The 25,068-nt window shown below is 66.1% G+C and carries 22 protein-coding genes; 2 read left to right on the top strand and 20 right to left on the bottom strand.

The genetic code is table 11. The annotated features are described in order from the left end of the window. The first annotated feature begins 81 nt into the window (after positions 1 to 81). Together sctQ and sctR are read left to right on the top strand one after the other, a co-directional pair. Positions 82 to 1,158: a type III secretion system cytoplasmic ring protein SctQ gene (sctQ, locus tag J2739_RS17675; RefSeq protein WP_309903938.1), complete on the top strand. Its 1,077-nt coding sequence runs from the start codon at positions 82 to 84 to the stop codon at positions 1,156 to 1,158. Between the two features lie 17 nt (positions 1,159 to 1,175). Further along, positions 1,176 to 1,835 (top strand): type III secretion system export apparatus subunit SctR, encoded by a 660-nt coding sequence (gene sctR / locus J2739_RS17670; RefSeq protein WP_309903936.1) that lies wholly within the window; start codon positions 1,176 to 1,178, stop codon positions 1,833 to 1,835. Between the two features lie 28 nt (positions 1,836 to 1,863). Here sctR and J2739_RS17665 read toward each other — a convergent pair whose 3' ends face one another. From J2739_RS17665 to J2739_RS17570, 20 genes are all read right to left on the bottom strand, one after another. Next, a complete protein-coding gene (locus J2739_RS17665) occupies positions 1,864 to 4,182 on the bottom strand; it encodes a hypothetical protein (protein ID WP_309903935.1) in 2,319 nt (772 codons plus the stop codon). Positions 4,183 to 5,237: 1,055 nt separating this feature from the next. After that, positions 5,238 to 5,597, bottom strand: coding sequence for a DUF1428 domain-containing protein (locus J2739_RS17660; RefSeq protein WP_309903932.1), 360 nt, complete (start codon positions 5,595 to 5,597; stop codon positions 5,238 to 5,240). Positions 5,598 to 5,873: 276 nt separating this feature from the next. Beyond that, on the bottom strand, positions 5,874 to 6,344 hold the full coding sequence (locus J2739_RS17655; RefSeq protein ID WP_309903931.1) for a hypothetical protein: 471 nt from the start codon (positions 6,342 to 6,344) through the stop codon (positions 5,874 to 5,876). 98 nt (positions 6,345 to 6,442) lie between these two features. Further along, positions 6,443 to 7,351, bottom strand: coding sequence for an SDR family oxidoreductase (locus J2739_RS17650; protein WP_309903929.1), 909 nt, complete (start codon positions 7,349 to 7,351; stop codon positions 6,443 to 6,445). A 25-nt stretch (positions 7,352 to 7,376) separates the two neighbouring features. Continuing rightward, on the bottom strand, positions 7,377 to 8,315 hold the full coding sequence (locus tag J2739_RS17645; protein ID WP_309903927.1) for a glutathione S-transferase family protein: 939 nt from the start codon (positions 8,313 to 8,315) through the stop codon (positions 7,377 to 7,379). 21 nt (positions 8,316 to 8,336) lie between these two features. Further along, positions 8,337 to 9,977, bottom strand: a complete 1,641-nt coding sequence (locus tag J2739_RS17640; RefSeq protein ID WP_309903925.1) for an isovaleryl-CoA dehydrogenase — start codon at positions 9,975 to 9,977, stop codon at positions 8,337 to 8,339. A gap of 34 nt (positions 9,978 to 10,011) precedes the next feature. Beyond that, positions 10,012 to 11,028 (bottom strand): NADP-dependent oxidoreductase, encoded by a 1,017-nt coding sequence (locus J2739_RS17635; RefSeq protein WP_309903923.1) that lies wholly within the window; start codon positions 11,026 to 11,028, stop codon positions 10,012 to 10,014. Between the two features lie 12 nt (positions 11,029 to 11,040). Continuing rightward, entirely contained in the window at positions 11,041 to 11,502 is a 462-nt protein-coding gene (locus tag J2739_RS17630) for a PaaI family thioesterase (protein ID WP_309903921.1), read from the bottom strand. Between the two features lie 89 nt (positions 11,503 to 11,591). Then, positions 11,592 to 12,386 (bottom strand): SDR family oxidoreductase, encoded by a 795-nt coding sequence (locus J2739_RS17625; RefSeq protein WP_309903919.1) that lies wholly within the window; start codon positions 12,384 to 12,386, stop codon positions 11,592 to 11,594. A gap of 16 nt (positions 12,387 to 12,402) precedes the next feature. Then, positions 12,403 to 12,687 (bottom strand): Dabb family protein, encoded by a 285-nt coding sequence (locus J2739_RS17620; protein WP_309903917.1) that lies wholly within the window; start codon positions 12,685 to 12,687, stop codon positions 12,403 to 12,405. Then, a complete protein-coding gene (locus J2739_RS17615; RefSeq protein ID WP_309903915.1) occupies positions 12,684 to 12,887 on the bottom strand; it encodes a hypothetical protein in 204 nt (67 codons plus the stop codon). Before J2739_RS17615 ends, J2739_RS17620 begins: the two co-directional genes overlap by 4 nt. Then, the gene (locus tag J2739_RS17610; RefSeq protein WP_309903913.1) at positions 12,887 to 14,719 is read right to left on the bottom strand and encodes an acyl-CoA dehydrogenase; all 1,833 of its coding nucleotides are present in this window, start codon (positions 14,717 to 14,719) and stop codon (positions 12,887 to 12,889) included. Before J2739_RS17610 ends, J2739_RS17615 begins: the two co-directional genes overlap by 1 nt. A 113-nt stretch (positions 14,720 to 14,832) precedes the next feature. Then, on the bottom strand, positions 14,833 to 16,008 hold the full coding sequence (locus J2739_RS17605; protein ID WP_309903911.1) for an acetyl-CoA C-acyltransferase: 1,176 nt from the start codon (positions 16,006 to 16,008) through the stop codon (positions 14,833 to 14,835). A gap of 28 nt (positions 16,009 to 16,036) precedes the next feature. Beyond that, the gene (locus tag J2739_RS17600; protein WP_309903909.1) at positions 16,037 to 17,506 is read right to left on the bottom strand and encodes a M20 family peptidase; all 1,470 of its coding nucleotides are present in this window, start codon (positions 17,504 to 17,506) and stop codon (positions 16,037 to 16,039) included. A 22-nt stretch (positions 17,507 to 17,528) separates the two neighbouring features. Continuing rightward, positions 17,529 to 19,631 carry a 3-hydroxyacyl-CoA dehydrogenase NAD-binding domain-containing protein gene (locus tag J2739_RS17595; RefSeq protein WP_309903906.1) on the bottom strand — a complete coding sequence of 701 codons (2,103 nt, stop codon included), beginning with the start codon at positions 19,629 to 19,631 and terminating at the stop codon, positions 17,529 to 17,531. A gap of 181 nt (positions 19,632 to 19,812) precedes the next feature. Then, complete coding sequence (locus J2739_RS17590; RefSeq protein ID WP_309903903.1) at positions 19,813 to 20,508, bottom strand: ABC transporter ATP-binding protein; 696 nt, start codon at positions 20,506 to 20,508, stop codon at positions 19,813 to 19,815. Positions 20,509 to 20,512: 4 nt separating this feature from the next. Further along, positions 20,513 to 21,283 carry an ABC transporter ATP-binding protein gene (locus tag J2739_RS17585; RefSeq protein ID WP_309903902.1) on the bottom strand — a complete coding sequence of 257 codons (771 nt, stop codon included), beginning with the start codon at positions 21,281 to 21,283 and terminating at the stop codon, positions 20,513 to 20,515. A gap of 79 nt (positions 21,284 to 21,362) precedes the next feature. Beyond that, positions 21,363 to 22,727 (bottom strand): branched-chain amino acid ABC transporter permease, encoded by a 1,365-nt coding sequence (locus J2739_RS17580; protein ID WP_309903900.1) that lies wholly within the window; start codon positions 22,725 to 22,727, stop codon positions 21,363 to 21,365. A 1-nt stretch (position 22,728) separates the two neighbouring features. Further along, positions 22,729 to 23,676 carry a branched-chain amino acid ABC transporter permease gene (locus J2739_RS17575; RefSeq protein ID WP_309903898.1) on the bottom strand — a complete coding sequence of 316 codons (948 nt, stop codon included), beginning with the start codon at positions 23,674 to 23,676 and terminating at the stop codon, positions 22,729 to 22,731. Positions 23,677 to 23,776: 100 nt separating this feature from the next. Further along, positions 23,777 to 25,015 carry a branched-chain amino acid ABC transporter substrate-binding protein gene (locus J2739_RS17570; RefSeq protein ID WP_309903896.1) on the bottom strand — a complete coding sequence of 413 codons (1,239 nt, stop codon included), beginning with the start codon at positions 25,013 to 25,015 and terminating at the stop codon, positions 23,777 to 23,779. Between the last annotated feature and the right edge of the window lie 53 nt (positions 25,016 to 25,068).

Genomic DNA, 25,068 nt, shown 5'->3' with positions numbered 1-25,068 from the left:
GCCGCGATGCGACAGCGGCCCGCTGCCCGCGCGGACTGTGGACAGTGACAGGACCCAGCGATTTGTTCAACGAAAGCACACATGCCCGCGCAGGCCGCTGAGCCGGTGACGGCGCTCAGCGAGGCGCGAGCGCTGCCGCGGGCGGAGCCTGCGCACGTGCGGGCACTCAACCGGCTGTATGGCACGGCACCGCCGCGCGATCTGTTGTTGGCGCGCGATGTGCGTTACCGCCTGTCCTGGCGGCACGACACCGCGCCCTTGCAGGCGGTGCGCGAAAGCTATCGCTTCAGGCTCGGCGCGCACGTGGGGCATCTGGGCCTGGATGCGCCGAGCCTGCAGGCGCTGCTCGGCGAGCGCCGGCTCGAGCTGCTGCCGCGCGAGCTGCGCTACATCCTGCTGGCCGATGCGCTGCATCCGGTCGCCGATGCGCTGGAGAAGGCGCTGCGCCTGCATTTCGAATGGCAGCCGCCGGAGGCCGGCGATGCGGCGCCGGCCTGCGATCCGGAACGCGCGGCTTTCTTCATCGCCACGGCGGCCGCGGGCGGTACGGCCTTGCGCGGCTTCGTGCAGTTCGACGACGGCGCGACGCTCGATGCGCTGGTGCCGGCCGATGCGGCCCGGCACGCGGCGCAACCGGGCGCGGCTTTCGACGCGTTGCGGCTGCCCGTCCATTTCCTGATCGGCAGCACGCCGATCCAGTTGCGCGAGATCAACAGCATCCGTCCCGGCGACATCGTCGGTATCGAGCAATGGAGCTCCTCGGGTGCGGCGATCGTGGTCACGGCCGCGCTCGGCGGGCCCGCGGGCCGGCAGCTCACGGCCTTCGCCGAGGGCTCGCGCATCACCGTTTCGCAATCCAAAGACAGCGCCATGAAGCCAGACACCCCCGCCCCCACTGCCGACGCCAGCGTCAACCTGCCGATCGACCGGCTCGATGCGCTGGAGGTGACGCTGCGCTTCGAGGTCGGCGAGTTGTCGCTCTCCCTCGGCGAACTGAAGAGCATCCGTGCCGGCCATGTGTTCGAGCTCGGCCAGCCGCTCAACCGCAGCCCGGTGCGCATCCTGGCGCACGGCAATGTGCTGGGCAAGGGTTACCTGGTCGCGGTGGGCGACCGGCTCGGTGTGCGCGTGTCGGAGTTCGCGCCCGGCGAAGTCTGAGCGAGCGGGCAGCGAAGATGCAGGGCGGACTCCCCGAACCTCTCACGCTGGTCGCGCTGATCGTCGCCTTCGGCGTCGCGCCCTTCGTGGCGCTGATGGTGACGAGCTACACCAAGCTGGTGATCGTGTTCGGCCTGCTGCGCACCGCACTCGGCCTGCAGCAGACGCCGCCGAACATGGTGCTCAACGGCATCGCGATCATCCTGTCGGTCTACATCATGGCGCCGGTCGGCATGGACGTGGGCGATGCGCTGCGCAACCGCAGCTTCGGCGCCAAGGGCGAGGGACTGAACGACATCGTGGCCGTCATCGACGCGGCCAAGGCGCCGCTGAAGGAGTTCCTGCAGAAGCACACGCACGAGCGGGAGCGGCAGTTCTTCCTGAAGTCCGCCTCCAACATCTGGCCGCAGGCGCGGGCGGAGCAGCTGCGCGCGGACGACTTCATGGTGCTGGTGCCCAGCTTCACGCTGAGCGAGCTGACCCGAGCCTTCCAGATCGGCTTCATCATCTACCTGGTGTTCGTCGTGGTCGACCTCATCGTGGCGACCGTGCTGCTGGCGCTGGGGATGTCGATGATTGCGCCGACGACGATTTCACTGCCGTTCAAGCTGTTGCTGTTCGTGATGCTGGACGGGTGGACGCGGCTGGTGCATGGGTTGGTGCTGTCGTATCGGTGAGTGGCGCTTCTCGCGTACACCGGCAAGATCAGGCGATCTCAGCCCACGCTGCCAAATCGTTCCACCAGGCTTCCTTGCGAAACGCTGGCTTCAGGTTCAAGGGCATGGTCTTCATCATCGTGGAGGCCACAGCCGCAACGGCAGGATGGGCTGACGATCCCGCAACGAATCGGGATGGAGAGAGGTCATGCTGAAGGCTCATGAGGACATAGGCCATCGCCTTGTACACCCTCCTCTGCACGACCCCATCCGTGCTCACATCCGATGCCCATTCGAGCGTACTTTTTGCCAAGGATTCACTGCTCACAACCGCGCGCATGACGTTAACCAGGTCTTGATCGGACAACAATGGTTTGTCAGCGACGCTGACGTTCAGCATCGCATTCAGGGTCTGGGGAATCCTGAGTGCAGGAAGATCCATCCTATCTCTCAAGCCACCTCGTTCAGCGTCCAGGGCGGCGTCTTCGATGGCTTTGATTGAGAGAGTCGAATAGATCCCAAAACCGAATTGATGCTGATAAGCCGATTCATCCTGGCAGGGAATCAGCAGCAGCCTCCAGCCCGAGCGCCATTGGTGCAAAAGCTGGGTGCATTCAGTGAGTTGATCTGCATCGAATCCGACGTTCACCAATCCCTTGATCAATGTGTGAACACTCGGGGTCGGCCTGAGGCTGCTTAGCAACCACTTGGGATCGATCGAAAACAACTCCGCGGACCGAAGGTCGACACGGTGCGCGAGTGCCTTGAACAGCGAGGCGACCGTAGCGGCATTGAGCTCCCCGTGCCGAATGTAGTCCTCCACGGCTTGCGCGACCAAACGCTGGCCCAGCCCCGTCCTCAGCACGAAGTCAAGCTCGATGGAATGATCCGCATCGCAGAGCGTCGGCAGCAGTACGCGCATTTGACTACGCAGGCTCTCGCGGGTGCCTTTCAACTCTTCGGTCAGCGAGTAGATCCTTGCAGCGGCTTCGGCGCCATGCGGAAGGCCGCCCTTCAAATGATCGATGACGATCTTCATCACCGCTGAAGCCGGTAGCTCCGACGCTCCGATCTCCTTGAGAAGGACGGACTTGAGATCAACGCGATCAGCGACTTCCGTGAACAGTGAGGCGACTATGGCGCTGCTGTAGTGCCCTTTCAAAAGGCAGTCAACCACGGCCTGTGCAACCAGCTCCTTGCCTTGGTCTGCAATCAGAATGAAGTCCAGCACAAAGGAATGATCGGCATCACAGAGCGTCGGCAGCGCCTTGATCATTTGGCTGCGCGGATCACCATTGCTCGCGATCCCAAGGTTTTCAAGCAGCATCTGGAACTGTCCAGGGTCGGAACCAATTCTTTCACTGACCGGAAACTCGCTTTCCAGAACGTAGACTCGCTCATCTTTGACCTTTTGGATGACGGGCTCCGAAAGTTCGTCGTATGCGTAGGTACGGAAACCCTTGTTCGTCGAGCCACAACCCAGCCTTGCAGCCTTGCTCAAGTCCCCCTTGTCCATGGCATCCAGAAAGTCAAGGAACTCCTTGACCTCTGGAATCGGCGGCGCAGCTCCCGGCGGGTGATGCAGGCTCGTGTTGAAGTTCTGCGAAACAACTTCTTGTTCCTTGACGACGCGCGCGACTTCGTCATCTTTCAGGCCAACAGGGATGCTCTTGAACAACTGCGGAGTGAGTACCGGAAGCAAGGCTCTGTATTGCAGTTCCTTCAGTATGCTGCCAGCTACCGGATCGGAGACCCCCTTCGGGTTCAGAGCGGGCCAGATGGTGCATTTCATCGCCACTGCTCGCGGGAGATCGACTTCCCCGAGAGCGTCGGCCGTCGATAGAAGTGAGTCAAGTTCCGTCAGGATCGCAGCAGGGTCGGGCAACCTCATGATCCGTTCCACCGTCAGGCGCACAGCTTCGACAACGACGTCCTTGTGCAAGCCTTCGACCATCTCCGCGGTCAGCGGCGGGAAAAGCTCCATCAAGCTCACGCCGGTCTCGAGCGAACAAAACGACAGTGTCTTCAGGAATCGGGGGAAATCCTGGCAACGCAGCGCATCGCGGCCTGCCACCTGCAATGCCCGGTTCATGGCTCCGCGCACTTCCGTATCGTCACTGATCGCCAACGCCCTGATGTGATTGGAACTCAGCTTCGAAAGAAGGGCCACCCGCTCGGACGGCTTGACCATGCGGATCAGCGTGCATGCCGCTTTGAGTTGGTTCACCTCGGGGCCGTTCGGGTCTACGAGGATATTGATGGCGTTGGTGATGGAATCGAGCGCTTTCTCTCCGAGCTTCGATATCGCGACGATGCTGCCGTCGTCCCGGAAATCCAGGCCTGCGATGTCTTGCAGACTTGCAGACACCTGTGCACTTCTTTGAATCGATCGCCGAAGTCCTGAATCCACAAAGTCGGAGGTGGCGCGCGCCGGCCTTTCATTTCTCTGCTGGCCTGACCTCGACTGATCTCCAGCCGCCGAATTGGCCTTGGCGAACCGGCGGGGCCCGGCTGTTTGGCCTTGGACAGCGGTGTCGATTCGACTCGCGCCGCAGGTGGCTTGTGAAGTAGATGTTTGATTTTGAAAAGAAGCTTCATGGTGATCGCGCGTCTGAAGTGGGCGCATTGCGCCGCAAGCAGCGAGTCCAGGATGTGCCGATTGCCCTGAATGCATCCGCGCCACCGCGTGCCGCGGTGATTGCTGTGCCTCCTGATCGTCTTGCTGTCTCACTATGAGTGACTGCTTTGTCGCCCTCGTTCCTTGGTGAAGAGCGAGCGCTCTACACGCGCTGATTCGCCCCTTCCCTGTGCTGCACGCAGCAGTGAGATCGGCGCAAACTCGCATTGCTCAAACAATGCGCGACGCTTGTTGCATGCCGGCGCACCCGGCCGGCCCAGGGCATGCCGCGTGCCTGCGTGGGTAGGTCCGGTGCCGTGGGTAGGTCCGGTGCCGTGGGTAGGTCCGGTGCCCTCACCCCAGCCCTCCCAGGAAGGGGGAGCAAGTCGGGGGAAGGGACATCGCGCTTCCGTTGAGGGCAGGCGGTATTGCTCCCTCCCCCTTTGGGGAGGGCTGGGGCGGGGGCACCGGCCCTCCGAGTGCACGCATCGCCCGCACACCCCCAAGCCCGGCATGCGGTGCGGGTCGGGCGATCCCCTCTGCGGCGCCGAGGAGCGCAGCCTTTCGCGGATCAGGGCTCGCGACTGTTTGAGCGAAGCGAGTTCGAGCGAGACCCCGCGAAAGGCGAGCACCGCAGGGAAGTCGCGAAGCGACCGCCGCAGTGGGGTCGCTCGGCCCGCACCGCATGTCGGGCGTGCTACCAGGGGGTACGCCACTCGAGCACGCAGCGAGTCGTCGACGCGAATTCGGACGACATCCCGATCGTCCATCGCGGCGCAGGCAGGCGCAGCCTGCAGCGAATCAGCTCACACCGAGACCAGCGTCTCGAACCCACCCCAGAACATGCGCTTGCCGTCGAACGGCAAGGTCTTGGGGTCCATCATGTCCGCCAGGCGCGGATCGCTCATCACCTTGGCATTGACCTCGTCGCGGTGCGCGCGCGATTCGTACACGATGTACGAGAAGACGACGAGCTCGTCGTCCTTCAGGTTGACGGCCTGCGGGAAGGACGTCAGCTCGCCGGACTTGACATCGTCGGCCACGCACTCGCGGTACTCGAGGGCGCCGTGCTCGCGCCAGATCGTGCCCGCCTTGGTGGCCATCTCGCGGTACTGCTCGATGTTGCGCTTGGGGACCGGAAGAACATACCCGTCGACATAAGCCATGCAGATCTCCTTGGGTTGGGGCAAACGCGGCAAAGGCAAAGGCCTGCCTCAGGACAGCGTAGTGCGCCCCGGCCCGATGGCAAGTGCGGAAACAGAACCCCTGACGTCACGTCGCCCTTGTCCCACCTTCCGCGGAAATGTCCCCGCCGAAGGTGGACAAGCTTGTGGAAAACTGCAGGAGCAACTTCGCGAAGCCTTGTCCCGCAAGGCCTGCCACCGGATTGCCTGTTGAAGAAGCAGCGGGTTACAACCGAATGCAACAGGTACAACGAAGGTTTACTTTTCGCGCAGCCACGCCTCGGCGCAGGCTTCGAACAGGGGGATGTTCTGGTCGACCTCATCGTGCAGGAAACGGCGCGCGCCCTCCCGGGCGTGGCCATCGAGGGCCAGCCAGGCCTCCCACAGGCGGCTGTCGGCGGGCGGCGGCGTGGCCTCCCAGACGAGCGCGGCGATCGGCAGCGTTTCCGCCGGCGGCAGGTCCGACCAGATGATTCCGAGCTTCGACAGCAGGCCCGGCTGTTCGCCGAGCTCGATGCCGGTGCGGATCTGGCCATCCTCTTCCACGATCACCGGGCTGAGCCCGCCGGAGAGGATGACGCTCAGCAACTCGGCCGGACTTGCATGCCGGATCCATTCATCGGCGCGCCGCGCCAGCTGGGCGCCGAGGTCGGCTTTGGTCGGTTGCGCATGCACGGGGCCGTAGTCGCGCCGCGCCGCTTCGGGCGTTGCGTAGGCTTGATTCAGCATCCGATCAGTGTCACCAAAGCAGGCGCACTGTCTGCCAGCGCAGGCCTACGCGGGCGCCCTCCCGAGTCCGACCTGGCCCCTGGGGGCGCGCGGCGTGCTCAGTCCGCGCCGCGCAGCTGGGCGCGCAGTCGCGCGCCGATCTCGGGCCGCTCCAGGAAGGGATCGGCCGGGTTGGTGAGGGAAACGATGTTCTCCATGCGGCTCCTCACGTTGCCCAGCGCCCGGGGGTGGCTGAATACGTAGAACTGGTTGGCGCTGATCGCCTCGAACACCTTGTGCGCCACCTCGGCGGCCGTGATCTTGCCGCTGCTCACCGCCTTGTTGCTCATGGCCTGGCCGATGAGCTGGCTCTTGGTGGGCTGGTCGGCGGCCAGCGCGCCGGGCCGGTTGCGCTCGCTGCTGGTGATGCCGGTGGGCACGAAGTACGGGCACAGCAGGCTCGCGCCGACCTGGTCGGTGATGAGCTTCAGGTCCTGGTAGAGCGTCTCGGTGAGGCTCACGACCGCGGCCTTGGCGGTGTTGTAGATGCCCATGTTGGGTGGCGTCAGCAGGCCCGCCATGCTGGCGGTGTTGACGATGTGGCCGCGATAGGCCGGGTCTTTCGCGGCTGCCTCGAGCATCATCGGCGTGAACAGGCGCACGCCGTGGATCACGCCCCAGAGGTCGACGCCGAGCACCCATTCCCAATCGGCGACGGTGTTCTCCCACACCAGGCCGCCCGCGCCCACGCCTGCGTTGTTGAACACGAAGTGCGGCGCGCCGAAGCGCTCCTTGACGTCTCTTGCAAGCTGTTCCATCTGGCCCGCATCGGCCACATCGACCTTGCGCGCCAGCACCTGGGCGCCGGCGGCTTCCATTTCTGCGCGCGCCTTGTCCAGCGCGTCCTGCTGCACGTCGACCAGCACCAGGTTCATGCCGCGCGCCGCGCCGATGCGCGCGCATTCGAGGCCGAAGCCGGAGCCGGCGCCGGTGAGAACGGCGGTGGTGCCTTGGAAGTCCTGGATCATGGGAGTCCTTGTCAAAAAACGAAGCTCAGCCTTCAACCTTGCGCAGCGTGTACCCGATGCGCGGAAAGTGCACATGCACCGTACCGGCCCGCGGGTCGGTGCGGCGCAGCGTGTAGTGCGTGCGGGTCGCGGCCATGAGTTCGCCCTCGGTGGGCTCGGGGCCGAAGCTCTCGGCAGCGACCGTGACGCGCGTGCCCAGCGGTATGCCGTGATCATCCTGGAAGGTGCTGTCGGACAGCAGCGTGTGCGGCATGCTGGCGGCGGCCACGGCGATGGACTGCGCCGCGTCGAAGGTTTCCATGGCGCCGTGGCCGATGGCGGCCATGCGGTCCATCCAGTCGGTCACCGCGGGCGTGATCTGCAGAATGCCGGCCATCGAGGGCGTGCGCTTGCGGGTGAACCACAGCGGGTGGTAGCAGGCGAAGTCGGCCGCAGTGGGGTACGCGCCCACCAGGTAGTCGGTGTTGTCCAGCATGTCGGACATGCGCCGCAGGTAGGACTTGTAGGCCGCAGCTGCATCGCCGGGACGGTGCCGCGTCATGTTGACGGCCATGGCCTTGCGGTCTTCGCTGAAAGCCTTCGCCATCTCGGGCGGCGTGTTGGCGAACAGGTCGGCCGTGCCCTTGCCGCTGAAGCTGTAGGCCATCGAGACCCAGAAGAGGATGGTGTCGCCCCATTGGGCGACCACGCGCTCCAGCCCCTTGCCCGGCTCGGGGTACAGCGACGGCAACGGCGCGACATGCTCCAGCACGTCGCAGATGAGCGCGGTGTCGCAGTAGATGTCGGCGCCGATCTGCAGCACCGGCGTGCGGCGATAGCCGCCGGTGAGCGCGATCAGGTCAGGCTTGGGCGCGATCTGCGGAATGATCACGGACTTCCAGGCCAGCTTCTTGTAGCCGAGCACGAGGCGCACCTTCTCGGAGAAGGGCGAGGTGGCGTAGTGGTGGAGGATCAGGTCAGGCATGTTCTTGCTTTCTTGCGGCGCTCACTGCGGCATGGCGCGCGCGATGACGCCATCGAAATCGGTGCCGGCGCCCAGGGTGCCGAAGGCCTGGCCCCATTCGCCGCCGAGGCGGGAGGCACAGAAGGCGGCGGCCACCGCCGGCGGTGCGGTCTGCACCAGCAGCGCGGCCTGCACGGCCAGCGCCACGTCCTGTGCGAGTCGGCGCGCCTCGGTCTCGGTGGCCATGGCCTCGATGCGGGCGGGCAGCGCGTCGGCCAGGCGGTCGAGTGCGGCGTCGCTGCCGCGCGCGGGCGCGAGCTCCTGCGCCAGCGCGGCGATGGCGTCGCCCTTGCGCAGGCCGCGCAGCAGGTCGAGCGCCATGATGTTGCCGGCGCCTTCCCAGATCGAGTTGAGCGGCATCTCGCGGTAGATGCGCGCCATCACGCCCTCGCCGCCCTCCTCCACGTAGCCGTTCCCGCCGAGGCATTCCATCGCCTCCTGCGCGAAGTGGCTGCCCCGCTTGCAGATCCAGAACTTGGCGACCGGCGTGAGCAGGCGCGCCATCAGGCGCTCGTGCGCGTCCTGCGGATGGTCGAAGGCGCGCGCCAGGCGGATCGCCAGCGCGGTGGCCGCTTCGCTTTCGAGGGCGAGGTCGGCCAGCACGTTCTTCATCAGCGGCTGTTCGACGAGCGGCTTGCCGAAGGCCTGCCGCTGCGAGGTGTGGTTCAGCGCGAGGCTGAGCGCCTGGCGCATCAGGCCGCTGGTGCCCAGGGCGCAGTCCAGGCGCGTCATGGTGCCCATCTCGAGGATCTGCGGCACGCCGCGGCCCTCCTCGCCCACCAGCCAGGCGCTGGCGCCGTGGAACTCGACCTCGGAACTGGCGTTGGCCTTGTTGCCCAGCTTGTCCTTCAGGCGCTGGATGCGGATCGCGTTGCGGCTGCCGTCGTCCAGCACGCGCGGCAGGAAGAAGCAGCTGAGGCCGGCCGGCGCCTGCGCCAGCACGAGAAAGGCGTCGCACATCGGCGCCGAGAAGAACCACTTGTGGCCGGTGATCTCGTAGCGCTCGCCCCAGGCGTCGCTGCCGACGCGCACGGCGCGGCTGGTGTTGGCGCGGACGTCGGAACCGCCCTGCTTCTCGGTCATGCCCATGCCCATGGTCACGCCCGGCTTGTCGCGCCAGGGCTTGAGCGCGGGGTCGTACCAGAGGCTCGCGAGCTTGGGACCCCAGTGCGCGTGGATGGCCGTGTTGCCGCGCAGGGCAGGCGTGACGGCGTAGCTCATGGAGACGGGACAGAGGATGGAGGGTTCGAGCTCGGTGAAGAGCATGAAGCCGGCGGCGCGCTGCACGTGGGGCGAAGCCGATTCGCCGGTCCATGGCGTGCCATGCAATCCCGCCCCCACCGCCGCCTTCATCAGCACGTGGTAGCTCGGATGAAACTCGACCTCGTCGATGCGCCGCCCGAATCGATCGTGCGTGTGCAGCACCGGCAGGTTCGTGTTGGCCAGCCGCGCATGGAGCTGCATCTCGGCCGAGCCGAGCACACCGCCCAGGTGCTCGAGCGGCGCCAGCTGCAGCTGCGGCGCGTTGAACTTCAGCGCATCGCGCAAGGCCTTGTTGGTCAGGAACAGGTTGTAGTCCGCCAGCGGCGCCGGCTGGTTGAAGACCTCGTGCGTCGTGTCCATCATGGCCTCCTTGCGCGGATCGAGCCCGGGTCGACTAGATCAGCTTGACCAGTTGCTTGCCGAAGTTCCTGCCCTTGAGCAGGCCGAGGAAGGCCTCGGGCGCCGACTCGATGCCTTGCGCGATCGACTCGCGCGGCCTGAGCTTGCCGCTGGCGACCAGCTGCCCCAGCTCGGCCAGCGCCTCGGGCCAGACTTCCATGTGCTCGCTGACGATGAAGCCCTCGAGCCTGATCCGGTTGATGAGGAACAGCGCCGGGTTGGCCAGCGGCAGCGGCTGCCCGTCGTAACCGGCGATCATGCCGCACAGCGCGATGCGCGCGAAGGCATTGGCGCGCAGCAGCACCGCGTCGAAGATGTAGCCGCCGACGTTCTCGAAGTAGCCGTCGATGCCATCGGGGCAGGCTTCCTTCAGCGCGGCGCTCATGCTCTTCACGTCGGGATGCTGCTTGTAGTCGATGCAGGCGTCGAAGCCCAGCTCGTCCTTCACGTACTTGCACTTGTCGGCACCGCCCGCGATGCCGACGACCCGGCAGCCGCGCGCCTTGGCCAGCGCACCGAAGGCGCTGCCCACCGCGCCGCTGGCGGCGGTGACCACCAGGGTCTCGCCGGCTTTGGGATTGATGATCTTCACCAGCCCGTACCAGGCCGTCACGCCCGGCATGCCGACCGCGCCGAGGTAGTGCGACAGCGGCACATGGGTGGTGTCGACCTTCTTCAGGGCGCCGGGCTGCGTGGCATCGACTACGCTGTATTCCTGCCACCCGCCGAAGCCGACTACCTTGTCGCCCACCGCGAATTTCGGGTGCCGGCTCTCGACCACCTCGCCGGCGGTGCCGCCCTGCATCACCTGGCCCAGGGGCTGCGGCTGGGCATAGCTCTTGGCGTCGTTCATGCGGCCGCGCATGTACGGGTCCAGGCTCATGTAGTGGTGGCGCACCAGGACCTGGTTCTCCTTCAGCGGCGGGGTCTCGACGCTGACGAGCTTGAAGTTGGAGGCGACGGCTTCGCCGTCGGGCCGGTTGTCGAGCAGTTGCTGACGGTTGGTAGGCATGTTAACTCTCGCTCAGTCTGTGGATGGCGGCCGCATGGCATTCGCACTGCCAGGGCCGGTGGGAAGGCGCCGCTTCACGTACTTGAAGGTGCCGGTCGCGTGGGCGCAGACGCGCTCCTGTTCATCGTAGATCGTGGCCTCGGTGAAGGCCAGCGTGGCGGTGCGGTGGATCAGCCGTCCGCGCGCATGCAGCGGGCCGATCGAGGGTTGCATGAAGCTGGTCTTCATCTCGATGGTGACCACGCCGATCTCGGGCGTCTGGCTGCGCGCCGCGGCCGCCATGGTGATGTCCAGCAGCGTCATGCAGGCACCCCCGTGGGTCACGTCGAAGGTGTTGAGATGCTCGGGTTTCGCCGTGTAGCGGATCTCGGATTCGCCGCCCTCGAACCGGGTGAGCTCGAAGCCGAGGTGGCGCGCGAAGGGGATCTGGCTCGTGTACGAGCGGACGTTGATGTCGTCGGACCCGGATGCCATGTCAGCGTCCGCCCGGCCGCCCGAAGGGCGCTGAGCGCCCCCTGGGGGGGCAGCAATACACGAAGTGATGAGCGTGGGGGCTTTTCATCTCAGGCCCCGAGGACCACGCTCACGCCGCCGTCGACCGCCAGCCACTGGCCGGTGATGTGCTTGCCGGCGTCGCTGGCGTACAGCAGCGTGATGCCCTTGAGGTCTTCGTCGTCGCCTAGCCGGCCGAGCGGCGCATGCGAGGCCATCTTTTCCTCGCCCATGGACTTGATCAGCCCGGCCGCCATCTTGGTCATGAAGAAGCCCGGGCAGATCGCGTTGACGTTGATGTTGTAGCGGCCCCATTCGGCCGCGAGCGTGTGGGTGAAGCCGATCACCGCGCTCTTGGAGGTGTTGTAGGCCAGGGTGCGCATCTCGGGCGGGTTGCCGTTCAGGCCGGCGATGGAGGCGATGTTGATGATGCGCCCGCTCTTCTTCGGGATCATGTAGCCGCGCGCGACTTGCTGGGCGAGGATGAAGTAGCCGCGGACGTTGAGGTTCATGACCTTGTCCCAGGCCTCCACCGGATGGTCCTCGGCCGCCGCGCCCCAGCTGGCGCCCGCGTTGTTGACCAGGATGTCGATCGCGCCCATGCGCTCCAGCGTCTGGTCGGCGAGGCGGCGCGTGTCTTCTTCCTTCGAGCAGTCGGCAGCGATCCAGCGGGCGTCGATGCCGGCCGCCTGCAGCTCGGCCGCGGCCTGTTCCAGGTCCTCGGCCTTGCGCGAGCTCAGCATGACTCTGGCGCCGGCCTCACCGAGGGCATGGGCCATCTGCAGGCCCAGGCCGCGGGAGCCGCCGGTGATCAGCGCGGTCTTGCCGCTCAGGTCGAACAGCTTCTGGATGCTTCGTGCGCTCATGGAATCTTCTCCGGGGTCAGGGGGTTTGATAGTCGAGGACGCTGCGCGATTCGCGCAGCGTGCCGAGCACCGCAGACACTTCGACGTGCTGCGGGTGTTCCAGGTAGGCCTGCAGCGCGGCCGGGTCGTCGAAGGCCGAGCACAGCACCACGTCGCAGTTGGCCTCGAGGCCGGGCGTGCGCACGGCGACCTCGAACTGGCGCATGCCGGGCACCAGGCCCTGGCAGCTGTCGAGCTTCTGCTTGAAGAGCTGCGCCTTGGCCGGGTCCTTCAGCTTCCACATGACGATGTGCTTGATCATGGCTTGAGCCTCGAACGAACGTAGATGAGAACGACGCCAGCCACGGCCAGCAACACGCCGGGCATGGCCAGCGACCAGCCCAGCGCCTCGCTGGCGCGGCCGGTCGCGATGCCGAGGATGAGCAGGAACAGGCCGCCGTAGATCAGGGTCCAGATCCACTTCTCGAGCCTCGCATGGGGGTTGGGGTCGGTGGCGCTCATCAGAAGGCTTCCTCGGGCAGGGTTGCGCAGGTCGGGTCGCGGCGCTCCACCACCTGGAGCCAGGCGCCGATCTTGGGCAATTCATAGTGAAAGAAATAGTCGGTGGCGCCGACGCGCCCGGCCGTCGCCGCAAGGGCCCTGGCGGCATCGGCGCGCAGGGCGTGCTCGGCGACGTCGAGCCAGATCCAGGCCAGCACCGTGTGGCCGAAGGCCTGCATGTAGGGCACGGCATTGGCCAGCGCTTCCTGCGGGTTGCCGGTGGCCCAGGCCGCACGGGTGGCGCTGCCGATGTGCTGCAGGGCTTCGGCGAGCGCGTTGGCATGCCCCGCCAGCGCGGGCACGCCCGTGGCGCGGGCGATGGTGTCGGTCATGCGCGCGGCCAGCAGCTGCAGGCCGCGGCCGTCTTCCATCAGCACCTTGCGGCCCAGCAGGTCCGCGGCCTGGATGCCGTGCGTGCCCTCGTGGATCATGTTGAGGCGGTTGTCGCGCCAGTACTGTTCCACCGGAAAGTCGCGCGTGTAGCCGTAGCCGCCGTGCACCTGGATCGCGAGCGAGTTGGCTTCCAGGCACCATTCGCTGGGCCAGCTCTTGGCGATGGGCGTCAGCACCTCGAGCAGCAGGCGCGCGTCGTCGGCGGCCTCGGCGTCGCCGGTCTTCTGCTCGTCGACCAGGCGCGCGCAGTAGAGCTCCAGCGCCAGTGCGCCTTCGCAATAGGACTTCTGCGCCAGCAGCATGCGGCGCACGTCGGCGTGCTCGATGATGCGCACCTGCGGCTTCGCGGCGTCCTTGCCGGCCGGGCCGGCGGGGCGGCCCTGCGGGCGGTTCTTCGCGTAGTCCAGCGAGGCCTCGTAGCCCGCCATGCCAAGCATGGCGGCCGCGGTGCCGACGCCGATGCGCGCCTCGTTCATCATGTGGAACATGCAGTGCAGGCCCTTGCCGGGCTGGCCCACCAGGTAGCCGATCGCGCCGGCCTTGCCGTCCACCGGGAACTTGCCCTCGCCGAAGTTGAGCAGCGTGTTGGTGGTGCCGCGCCAGCCGAGCTTGTGGTTGAGCCCGGCCAGCGCCACATCGTTGCGCTGGCCGGTGAGCCGCCCTTCCGTGTCGACCAGCTTCTTCGGCACGATGAACAGCGAGATGCCGCGCGTACCCGGGACCAGCTTGCCGTTCTCGTCCGGGATCTTGGCGAGCACGATATGAACGATGTTCTCCGTCAGCTCGTGGTCACCGGCCGAGATCCACATCTTGTTGCCGGTGAGCCGGTAGCGCGGGCCCAGCGGATCGTCCTGGTAGTCGGGCCCGTCCGGCACGGCGCGGGTTGCGACGTCGCTGAGGCTGGAACCCGCCTGCGGCTCCGACAGGCACATGGTGCCTGCCCACCGGCCCGCGAACTCGTTGCGGGCGAACACCGCCTGCTGCATCGGCGTGCCATGCACCATCAGCAGGTTGGCATTGCCGCTGGTCAGCATGTTGGAACCGATGCTGACCGAGGCCATCGCGAAGAAGCTGTTGGCCGCCGCCTGCAGCGTGTACGGCAGCTGCATGCCGCCGATTTCGTAGTCCTGCGCGGCGCTCAGCATGCCCGATTCGACGAAGGCCTTGTGCGCGTCGTGCGTTGCTTGCGGCAGGACGACCTTCTCGCCGTCGAAGTGCGGCTCCTGCGTGTCGACGGTGCGGTTGTACGGCGCGTATTTCTCGCGTGCGATGCGCTCGCAGGTGTCGAGCACGGCGTCGAAGGTCTCGCGCGAGTGGTCGGCAAAGCGCGCGCGCTCGTTGAGCGACTCGGCGCGGAGCCAGTCGTAGAGGAGGAAGTCGAGGGTGGGACGGAGGCTCATGGGTGACTTTCAGTTCGGGAACCGAGCGCAGAAGCCGCAACGATCACGCAAAGGTCGCAGACCAGGACATCTTCTGCGAAACCTCGGCGCCTTCTGCGTTCGGAGGTCCGACTTCACAGAACCTCGAACACCCCCGCCGCGCCCATGCCCCCGCCGATGCACATCGTCACCACGACCTTCTTGGCGCCGCGGCGCTTGCCCTCGATCAGCGCGTGGCCGGTCAGGCGCTGGCCGCTCACGCCGTAGGGATGGCCGACCGCGATGGCGCCGCCGTTGACGTTCAGGCGGTCGCCGGGAATGCCCAGCTTGTCGCGGCAGTAGATCACCTGCACGGCGAAAGCCTCGTTGAGTTCCCACAGGTCGATGTCGTCGATCTTCAGGCCCAGGCGCTTGAGCACCTTGGGGATGGCGAACACGGGACCGATGCCCATCTCGTCAGGCTCGCAGCCCGCGACGGCGAAGCCGAGGAAGCGGCCCAGCGGCTTGAGACCCTTCTTTTCGGCGTACGTTTCCTCCATCACCACGCAGGCGCCGCCGCCGTCGGAGAACTGGCTGGCGTTGCCGGCCGAGATCAGCCCGCCGGGAATGGCCGGGCGGATGCCGCTGATGCCTTCCTTGGTGGTGCCGGCGCGGATGCCCTCGTCGTTCTCCACGGTGACTTCCTTGGTGCGCAGGCCCAGCACCGGGTCGGCCACGCCGGCCACCACGGTGATCGGGGCGATCTCGTCCTTGAACAGCCCCTTTTCGAGCGCGGCCGCGGCCTTCTGCTGGCTGGCGGCGCCGTACTCGTCCATGGCATCGCGGCCGATGTCGTAGCGCTTGGCCACCTGCTCGGCCGTCTGCAGCATGTTCCAGTAGATCTCGGGCTTGTGCTTGACCAGCCAGGGGTCGGCCAGCATGTGCTTGTTCATTTCGTTCTGCACGCAGGAGATGCTCTCCACGCCGCCGGCCACGTAGACCTCGCCCTCGCCTGCCACGATGCGCTGCGCCGCGGTGGCGATGGTCTGCAGGCCCGAGGAGCAGAAGCGGTTGATGGTCATGCCCGAGGTGGTGATGGGCAGGCCGGCGCGCAGCGCGATCTGGCGCGCGATGTTGGCGCCGGTCGCGCCCTCGGGGTTGGCGCAGCCCATGATGACGTCGTCGACCTCCGCGGCATCGATGCCGGCGCGCGCCACGGCGTGCTGCACGGCGTGGCCGCCCAGGGTGGCGCCATGCGTCATGTTGAAGGCGCCCTTCCAGCTCTTGGCGAGCGGCGTGCGGGCGGTGGAGACGATGACGGCGCGGGTCATGGTGAGGTCCTTTGAAGAAAGAAGAGGATTACTGGGGCTGCGCGGTGTTGCGCAGCAGCTGGTGATAGAACCGGATCATCTCGGCGTAGTTGGCGATCGAGATGCGCTCGTTGGTGCCGTGGAAGCGCGACAGGTCCTCGGGGCGCGCGCGGACCGGGGAGAAGCGGTAGACCGCATCGCTCACGGTCGAGAAATGGCGCGAATCGGTGGCGGCGATCATCAGGCCGGGCGCCACGATCGCCTCCGGGAACACCTGGCGCACCGACTGGGCGATGGTGCGGTAGCCCAGGCTTTCGACAGGAGAGATCGGCGAAGGCTCCGAGTTGCCGGGGTACGGCTTGATGACGATGGCGTCATCGGCAATGGTCTTGCGGATGTGCGCTTCCACCGAGGCCAGCGTGTCGCCCGGCAGCACGCGGAAGTTGACGGCGGCCTCGGCACGGCCGGGCAGCACGTTGTCCTTGTTGCCGGCGCGCACGATGGTCAGTGCGGTGGTCGTGCGCAGCATCGCGTTGCTGCTCGGCCCCTTCTCCAGCTGGGCCTGCACCAGCGGCCGGAACAGCCACAGGTTGGACAGTGCGAAGCGGTTGAAGCCGCTCATCTCGGGCGCCAGCGTGGCGAACATTTCGCCCGCGACCCCGCTGATGGCGGCAGGCATCGGGTTGGCTTCGAGCCGCGCGAGCGCGGCGCTCATGCTGCCGATGGCCGTGCGCGAAGGCGGCATCGACGAATGGCCCGGCGGCTGGTCCAGCGACAGGAAGAAAGTGCCGTAGCCCTTCTCGGCCAGGCCGATCAGCGCGGCCGGCTTGTCCAGACCGGAAAGCACGCCCTCGGTGACCAGCAGCCCCTCGTCGAGCACCCATTCGAGCCGGATGCCGCGCGACTTCAGCAGTTCGGCGATCACCTTCGCGCCGCGCTGGCCGCTGACTTCCTCGTCGTCGCCGGCGACCAGGTAGATGGTCTGCCGCGGCTGGAAGCCCTGGGCCAGCAGCATCTCGATGGCCTCCATCTGGGCCAGCAGGTTGCCCTTGTCGTCCCAGGTGCCGCGGCCCCAGACGAAGCCGTCCTTGATCTGGCCGCTGAAGGGATCGGCGGACCAGGCCTTCTCGGTGCCCGGCGCGATGGGCACCACGTCCTGGTGCGCCATCAACGCGATGGGCTTGGCGGATGGATCGCTGCCGGTCCAGGTGTAGAGCAGCGCGTTGTCGCCGACCACCTCCTTCTTCAGCGAGGCATGCAGCTTGGGAAACTGCTGCGCCAGGTAGGCGTGGAGCTTCTTGAATTCCTCGCCGTTGGACTGCAGGCCTTCCATGCCCGAGACGGTGCGGATCGGAATGGCGCCCGCCAGCCGGCCGGCCGCTGCCTTTTCGTCGACTTCCAGCCGCGGAGCGGGCGCCACCTGCAATTGCAGCGAGGGCCGGCGCCAGGTATTGCCCGCGATCAGCACCGCCAGCACGGCCACGGCCAGCAACAGCGCCCACGACACCCGTTTGACCATGGCCTGCCCTCGCCCGCTTTCGTCAGCCGAACTGCTTGCCTTCGGCCACCAGCTTCCGGATCAGCGGCGCGGGCTGCCAGAAGCTCGCATCGTCGTGCGGATTGCGGGCGAAGCGCTTCATCGCCTCGGCCACGTTGTAGAGGCCCACCTGGTTGGCGTAATGCATCGGGCCGCCGCGCCAGATCGGGAAGCCGTAGCCGGTGAGGTACACCATGTCGATATCGCCGGACTTGGAAGCGATCCCGTCCTCGAGGATGTGCGCCCCCTCGTTGACCAGCGCGTAGACCAGGCGCTGCACGATCTCTTCGTCGGAGATCTTGCGCGGCGTGATGCCAAGCTCCTTGCGGTGGTCCTCGATCATCTTGTTGACCAGCTCCGACGGGATCGCATCGCGCTTGCCCGCCTGGTAGTCGTACCATCCGGCCCCGGTCTTCTGGCCGAAGCGGCCGAGTTCGCAGAGCTTGTCCGCCGTGCGGCTGTACTTCATGTCGGGATGCTCGACGGCGCGGCGCTTGCGGATGGCCCACCCGATGTCGTTGCCGGCCAGGTCGCCCATGCGGAACGGACCCATGGCGAAGCCGAACTTCTCGATGGCCTTGTCCACCTGCTGCGGTGTGGCGCCTTCGTCGAGCAGGAAGCCGGCCTGGCGCGAGTACTGCTCGATCATGCGGTTGCCGATGAAGCCGTCGCACACGCCCGAGACCACCGCCGTCTTCTTGATCTTCTTGGCGACGCCCATGACGGTGGCGAGCACGTCCTTGGCGGTCTCCTTGCCGCGCACCACTTCCAGCAGCTTCATCACGTTGGCCGGGCTGAAGAAGTGCATGCCGACCACGTCCTGCGGGCGCTGGGTGAAGGCCGCGATCTTGTCGACGTCGAGCGTGGAGGTGTTGGATGCCAGGATGGCGCCGGGCTTGGCGACGCGGTCCAGCTCTTTGAACACCTTCTCCTTGACGCCCAGTTCCTCGAACACCGCCTCGATGATGAGGTCGGCGTCCTTCAGGTCGTTGTAATCCAGCGTGGTGGACAGCAGCGCCATGCGCTGTTCGTACTTGTCGGCCTTGAGCTTGCCCTTCTTGACCTGGGCCTCGTAGTTCTTGCGGATGGTGGCGATGCCGCGGTCGAGCGCCTCCTGCTTCATCTCGAGGATCTTGACGGGGATGCCCGCGTTCAAGAAGTTCATCGAGATGCCGCCGCCCATGGTGCCGGCGCCGATCACGCCCACCGACTTGATGGTTCGCTGGGGCGTGTCTTCCGGCACGTCGGGGATGCGCGAAGCCGCGCGCTCGGCCATGAAGAGGTGGCGCAGGGCCAGCGACTCAGGGGTGAACATCAGCGCGGTGAAGAGGCGGCGTTCCTCCGCCATGCCTTCGTCGAACTTCATCTGCGTGGCGGCCTGCACCGCGTCCACGCACTTGAGCGGCGCTGGATAGTTCTTGGACATGCCGCCGACCATGTTGCGGGCGAACTGGAAGTAGGCGTCACCTTGAGGATGCTTGCACGGCAGCTTGCGCACCAGCGGCAGCTCGCCGTCCTTGCCGGCGACCGACCGCGCGAATTCGATCGCCTCGTCGAACAGCGACTCGGGCGATGCGGTCAGCTTGTCGAACAGCTTCTGGTTGGGCAGCGCAGCGAGCATCTCGCTCTTGACGGCCTCGCCGCTCACGATCATGTTGAGCGCGGTCTCCACGCCCAGCACGCGAGGCAGGCGCTGCGTGCCTCCGGCGCCGGGCAGGAGGCCCAGCTTGACCTCGGGCAGTGCGACGCTGGTGCCGGGCGCGGCCACGCGGTAGTGGCAGCCCAGGGCCAGCTCGAGGCCGCCGCCCATGCAGACCGAATGGATGGCCGCGACGATGGGCTTGGTCGATGCCTCGAGCGCGAGGATCACGCTCAGGAGATTGGGGTCCTGCAGCGCCTTGGGCGTGCCGAATTCCTTGATGTCGGCGCCGCCCGAGAAGGCCTTGCCGGCGCCGGTGATCACGATCGCCTTGACGGCCGCGTCTTCCAGGGCCCTGGAGAGGCCATCGGTGATGCCGGTGCGCGTCGATAGACCGAGGCCATTGACCGGTGGGTTGGCCATGGTGATCACGGCGACGTCGCCGAGCACTTTGTATTCAGCCGTCATGCTGCGTTCCTTTGGGGATGGGAGAGGATCGAAAAAACGGATTGGGAGGGAATGCAGCATGCACCTTGCTACGCTGCACCGCATCTAAAAAGCACGGACGTTCTTTTTTTCGGAAATTCTAGGCGTTTCCCGGAGGCCGGCAAAGGCGCCCAGTCGCTGGCGAGACAAGGGCTCGCCGGATTCAGACCTCGAGCCACTCCTTGCGTGTCGAGGCATCGGCGCGCAGGCTGTCGGGCGTGCCGTCGAAGACGATGCTGCCGTGGCCCATGACCAGGGCGCGGTCGGAGATCGCCATCGCGATGGTCAGCTTCTGCTCGATCAGCAGCACCGAGATGCCCTTGTCCTTGAGCGTGCGCAGGTACTGTCCCACCAGCTCGACGATCTTCGGCGCGAGGCCCTCGGTCGGCTCGTCGATGATGATCAGGTCGGGGTCGCCCATCAGGGTGCGGCACAGCGTCAGCATCTGCTGCTCGCCGCCCGAGAGCACGCCCGCCTCGGTGTGCTGGCGTTCCTGGAGGCGCGGGAACATGCCGTACATGTCGTCGAAGGACCAGCGGCTGCCCTTGCCGTTGCCCTTCTGCCCGAGCAGCAGGTTCTGGTGCACGGTGAGCTTGGGAAAGATGTCGCGGTTCTCGGGCACGTAGCCGATGCCCAGGTGCGCGATCTCGTAGGCCTTGCGGCGCAGGATGTCCTGGCCCTTCCAGTGCAGACCGCCCTCGGCATGCACCAGGCCCATGATGGCCTTGGCCGTGGTCGAGCGGCCCGAGCCGTTGCGGCCCAGCAGGGCCACGATCTCGCCGGGGTTGACGCCGAAGGAAACGCCATGCAGCACATGGCTCTTGCCGTAGTAGGCGTGGATGTCTTCGAGTTTCAGCATGTCTCTAATGGCCCCCGGCCTGCGCATCGGCCACCGACGAGCCCAGGTAGGCCTCCTGCACGCGCGCATTGGCGCGGACCGCCGCCGGCTTGTCGAAGGCGATCACCTCGCCATAGACCACCACGGCGATCTTGTCGGCCAGGCCGAAGACGACGCCCATGTCATGTTCCACGGTGAGCAGGGTCTTGCCGACGGTCACCTGCTTGATCAGGGCGATGAAATGCGCCGTCTCGGTCTTGCTCATGCCGGCAGTCGGCTCGTCCAGCAGGATCACGCTGGCACCGCCGGCAATGGTGACGCCGATCTCCAGCGCCCGCTGTTCGGCATAGGTGAGGTTCACCGCATGCACGTCGCGCTTCTTTTCCAGGTGGACCTGGTGCAGCAGTTCTTCGGTGCGCTCGTTGGCATCGTCCAGGTTCGACAGGAAACGCAGGAAGCTGTAGCGGTAGCCCAGGCTCCACAGCACCCCGCAGCGCAGGTTCTCGAACACGCTGAGCTTGGGGAAGATGTTGGTGATCTGGAAGCTGCGCGATAGACCCAGGCGGTTGATCTCGTAGGGTCTCTTGCCGTCGATGCGCTGGCCATGCAGCAGCACCTCGCCACTGGTGGGCTCGAGCCGCCCGCTGATGAGGTTGAAGAGCGTCGACTTGCCGGCGCCGTTGGGACCGATGATGGCGACACGCTCGCCGGCTTCGACCGCCAGGTCCACGCCACGGATGATCTCGGTCTTGCCGAAGTTCTTGCGCAGCGCCTTCAATTCGAGAGCATGTGTCATGAGGCGCCCCACGTCACCGACGTGTATTCGCTGCACCGCCGAGGCGCGCGACCTTGCTCGAAGCGCTTCTTCGCTGCGGTCATGCCATCTCCCTGCGCTTGATCTCCATCTCGATCTCCTCTTGCGCCTGCCCCCAGACCCTCACGAAGCGGCGGCGCACCCATTCGACCATCGCCATGCCGACGACCAGCAGCACGGTGGCGCCGGCCCAGCTGGCCGCGCTGGACGTGTCGAGTTCGACCCCCATGAAATTGAGCTTGGGGCCGAGCGCTGCGTTGAGCTGCATGTGATAGATCATCTCCACGAGCGCCGCCGCGCCCACGACCATCACCGCCCCGGTGAGGATCAGGCCGCCGTACAGGCCCCACAGGCGATTGAACTTGCCGAACTTGGCCACGCGCAGGTTCATCATGATCAGGCTCGCGATGCCGCCCGGCGCGAACATCACCATGAAGAGGAACACCAGGCCCAGGTACAGCAGCCAGGCCTTGGTCAGCTCCGACAGCAGCACCGAGGCCAGCACCAGCAGCACGGCGCCGATGATGGGCCCGAAGAAGAAGGTCGCGCCGCCCAGGAAGGTGAACAGCAGGTAGCCGCCCGAGCGGATCGTGCTCAGGCTGTCCGACGCATTGACGATCTCGAAGTTGATGGACGCGAGCGCGCCGCCGATGCCGGCGAAGAAGCCGGCAATGATGAACGCCAGGTAGCGCACCCACTGCGTGTCGTAGCCGATGAACTCGACCCGCTCGGGGTTGTCGCGCACCGCGTTGAGCATGCGTCCCAGCGGCGTGCCGGTGAAGGCGAACATCAGGGCGGTGGAGACGAAGCAGTACGCGGCGATCAGGTAGTACACCTGGATCTGCGGCCCAAAGGTCAGGCCCAGGAACGGCGCACCGTAGACGCGGTTGGTGGTCACGCCGCCCTCCCCGCCGAAGAAGGCGGGGAACATCAGGGACATGGCCGCCACGAGCTCGCCGATGCCCAGGGTGATCATCGCGAAGGTGGTGCCGGACTTCTTGGTGGTCACGTAGCCCAGCAGGATCGCGAAGCCCGCCCCCGCAAGACCGCCGACCAGCGGGATCGTCACCAGCGGCAGCGGCACCGCGCCCTTGGTGGCGAGGTTCATCGCGTGCACTGCGATGAAGGCCCCCATCCCCGTGTACACCGCGTGGCCGAAGCTCAGCATTCCGCCTTGCCCGAGGAGGATGTTGTAGCTCAGGCAGATGATGATGAGGTAGCCGATTTGGGACAGCATGGTCAAGGCCAGGCTGCTGCGGAAGATCAGCGGGGCGACGATCAGGCCCACGGCGAAGAGCGTCCAGATCAGCGCGCGCCCGATGTTCCAGGGCTTGAAGCGGTAGTACGCGACGGGTTGCTTGTTCGCGCTGGACGGCGCTGCTGCGTCGCCGGCAGGGCTCGCGGAAGTGCTTGCATGCGTGTTCATGCTATCCCTCCCGCTTGCCGAGCAGACCCTTGGGTCTGAAGATCAGGATCAGTACCAGTAGAAGGTACGGCAGGATCGGCGCCACCTGTGCGACCGTGAGCTGGAGCAGGTCGTAGCCGGGCGTCGCGGCCGTCACCGCCACGCCGAGCGCCTGCAGGCCCGAGGCGAGCGACTGGTCGATGGCCACGGCGAAGGTCTGCAGCACGCCGATCAGCAGGGACGCCAAGAAGGCCCCCGCCAGCGAGCCCATGCCGCCGACCACCACCACCACGAACACGATCGACCCGACCGCGCCCGCCATCGCGGGTTCCGTCACGTAGGTATTGCCCCCGATCACGCCGGCCAGGGCGGCCAGCGCGGCGCCGCCGCCGAAGACGAGCATGAACACGCGCGGCACGTTGTGGCCCAGCGCCTCCACCGTCTCGGGGTGCGTGAGCGCGGCCTGGATCACCAGTCCGATGCGCGTGCGGGTCAGCAGCAGCCAGACCGACAGCAGCATCAGCAGCGCGAGCAGCATGATGAAGGAGCGCGACTTGGGGAACTGGGTCCCGAATAGCGTGAACAGTGGGCCCTGCAGCTGCGGCGGCAGGCCGTAGGGCACGGTGGCGCGGCCCCACACCAGCTGGACCAGCTCCAGGATCAGGTAGGACAGCCCGAAGGTCACCAGCAGTTCGGGCACGTGGCCGAACTTGTGGACGCGCCGAAGGCTGTAGCGCTCGAAGAGTGCGCCCAGGGCGCCGACCAGCAGGGGCGCAATGACCAGCGCTGGCCAGAAGCCGAGCACGCCGGAGATCGTGTAGGCGAAGTAGGCGCCCAGCATGTAGAAGCTGGTGTGCGCGAAGTTGAGCACGCCCATCATGCTGAAGATCAGCGTGAGGCCGGAGCTCAGCATGAACAGCAGCAGCCCGTAGCTGAGGCCGTTCAGGAGGGAGATGGCAAAGAATTCCACAGGGTCTTCGTCGTCGTTTCAGCCGCGTCGGCCAGGGCCTAAAAAAAGCGCCGGGGAGCGACTTGCATCACCCGCCGGCGTTTTGCTGATGGTGCCTGACTCAGGGGGCCGGGCGCTTCATCTCGCACGTGGTCGGCGTGCTGGCGATGTAGGGCTCGAGGTACTTCACGGGCGCGAAGGTATAGCCCGTGTTCTCCACGCTGTACTTGTACTTGGCATCGACCTTCTGCCACTTGGAGATCCACAGGCCCTGCTGCAGCTGGTGGTCGGTCTTGCGCATCTCGGATTCGCCGTTGAAGCCCTTGAACTTCAGCCCCTCCAGGGCCGCGGCGACCTTCATGGGATCGGTGGACTTGGCCTTGGCCATCGCATCGCCCAGCATGACGATCGCGTTGTAGATCGAGAAGGTGTAGAAGTCGTCGTTGTACTTGGCCTTGAACTCGTTCATCAGCGCGCCCAGCTCGCCGGTGTAATTCGAGTGGTTGTAGGCGATCTGGTAGACCTCGAGATCGCCGCCCGAGGCCAGCGCCGTCGGCGTGCCGGAGACCCCGGCGTAGTAGGCGTAGATCGGGATCTTCAGGCCGGAGTCGTTCAGCGCCTTGATCAGCAGGGTCATGTCCTGGCCCCAGTTGCCGGTGACGATGGTGTCGGCGCCCGACTGCTTGATCTTGGCGACGTACGGCGCGAAGTCCTTGACCTGGCCCAGGGGGTGCAGGTCGTCGCCGACGATCTTGGCATCCGGCCGGTTGCGCGCCAGGCCTTCCTTGAAGTACTTCGAGACCTGCTGGCCGTGCGAGTAATTCTGGTTGATGAGATACACCTTCGAGACCTTCGGCTGGTCCTTCATGAAGGAGGTCAGCGCCGCCATCTTCATGGAGGTGTCCGCGTCGAGCCTGAAATGCGAGTAGGTGCACTTCTCGTTGGTAAGCACCGGGTCGACCGCGGCATAGTTCAGGTAGATGATTTCCTTGCCCGGATTGCGCTCGTTGTGCTTGGCGACGGCGTCCGCCAGCGGAACCGCCACGTTCGAGCCGTTGCCCTGGGTGATGTAGCGGAAGCCCTGGTCGCTGGCAGCCTTCAGCAGGTTGAGCGCTTCCTGCGGCGAGCTCTTGCTGTCCATGCCGACGACTTCGAACTTGACGCCCGCGGCGTTCTTGGCGCCGCCGAGCTTGTCGGCCACGAGCTGCCAGCTCTTGAGCTGGTTCTGGCCGACGTTGGCGAAGGGGCCCGAGAGGCCCTCGATCATCGCAATCCTCACGGTCTCGCCCTTCTGGGCCAGCGCGCCGGTGGCGGCAGCGGCGAGGATGGCCGCGCTTGCAAGTCTCAGTACGAATTTCATTCCTGTCTCCTTGTCATGCTGCAATGCGAGATGAGGTTACTGGTCTTTGCACC

Origin of the sequence: Variovorax soli, from assembly GCF_031454625.1 — a bacterium.
GTDB lineage: Bacteria > Pseudomonadota > Gammaproteobacteria > Burkholderiales > Burkholderiaceae_C > Variovorax > Variovorax soli_A.
This window is presented reverse-complemented; position numbering and strand designations above follow the sequence as displayed.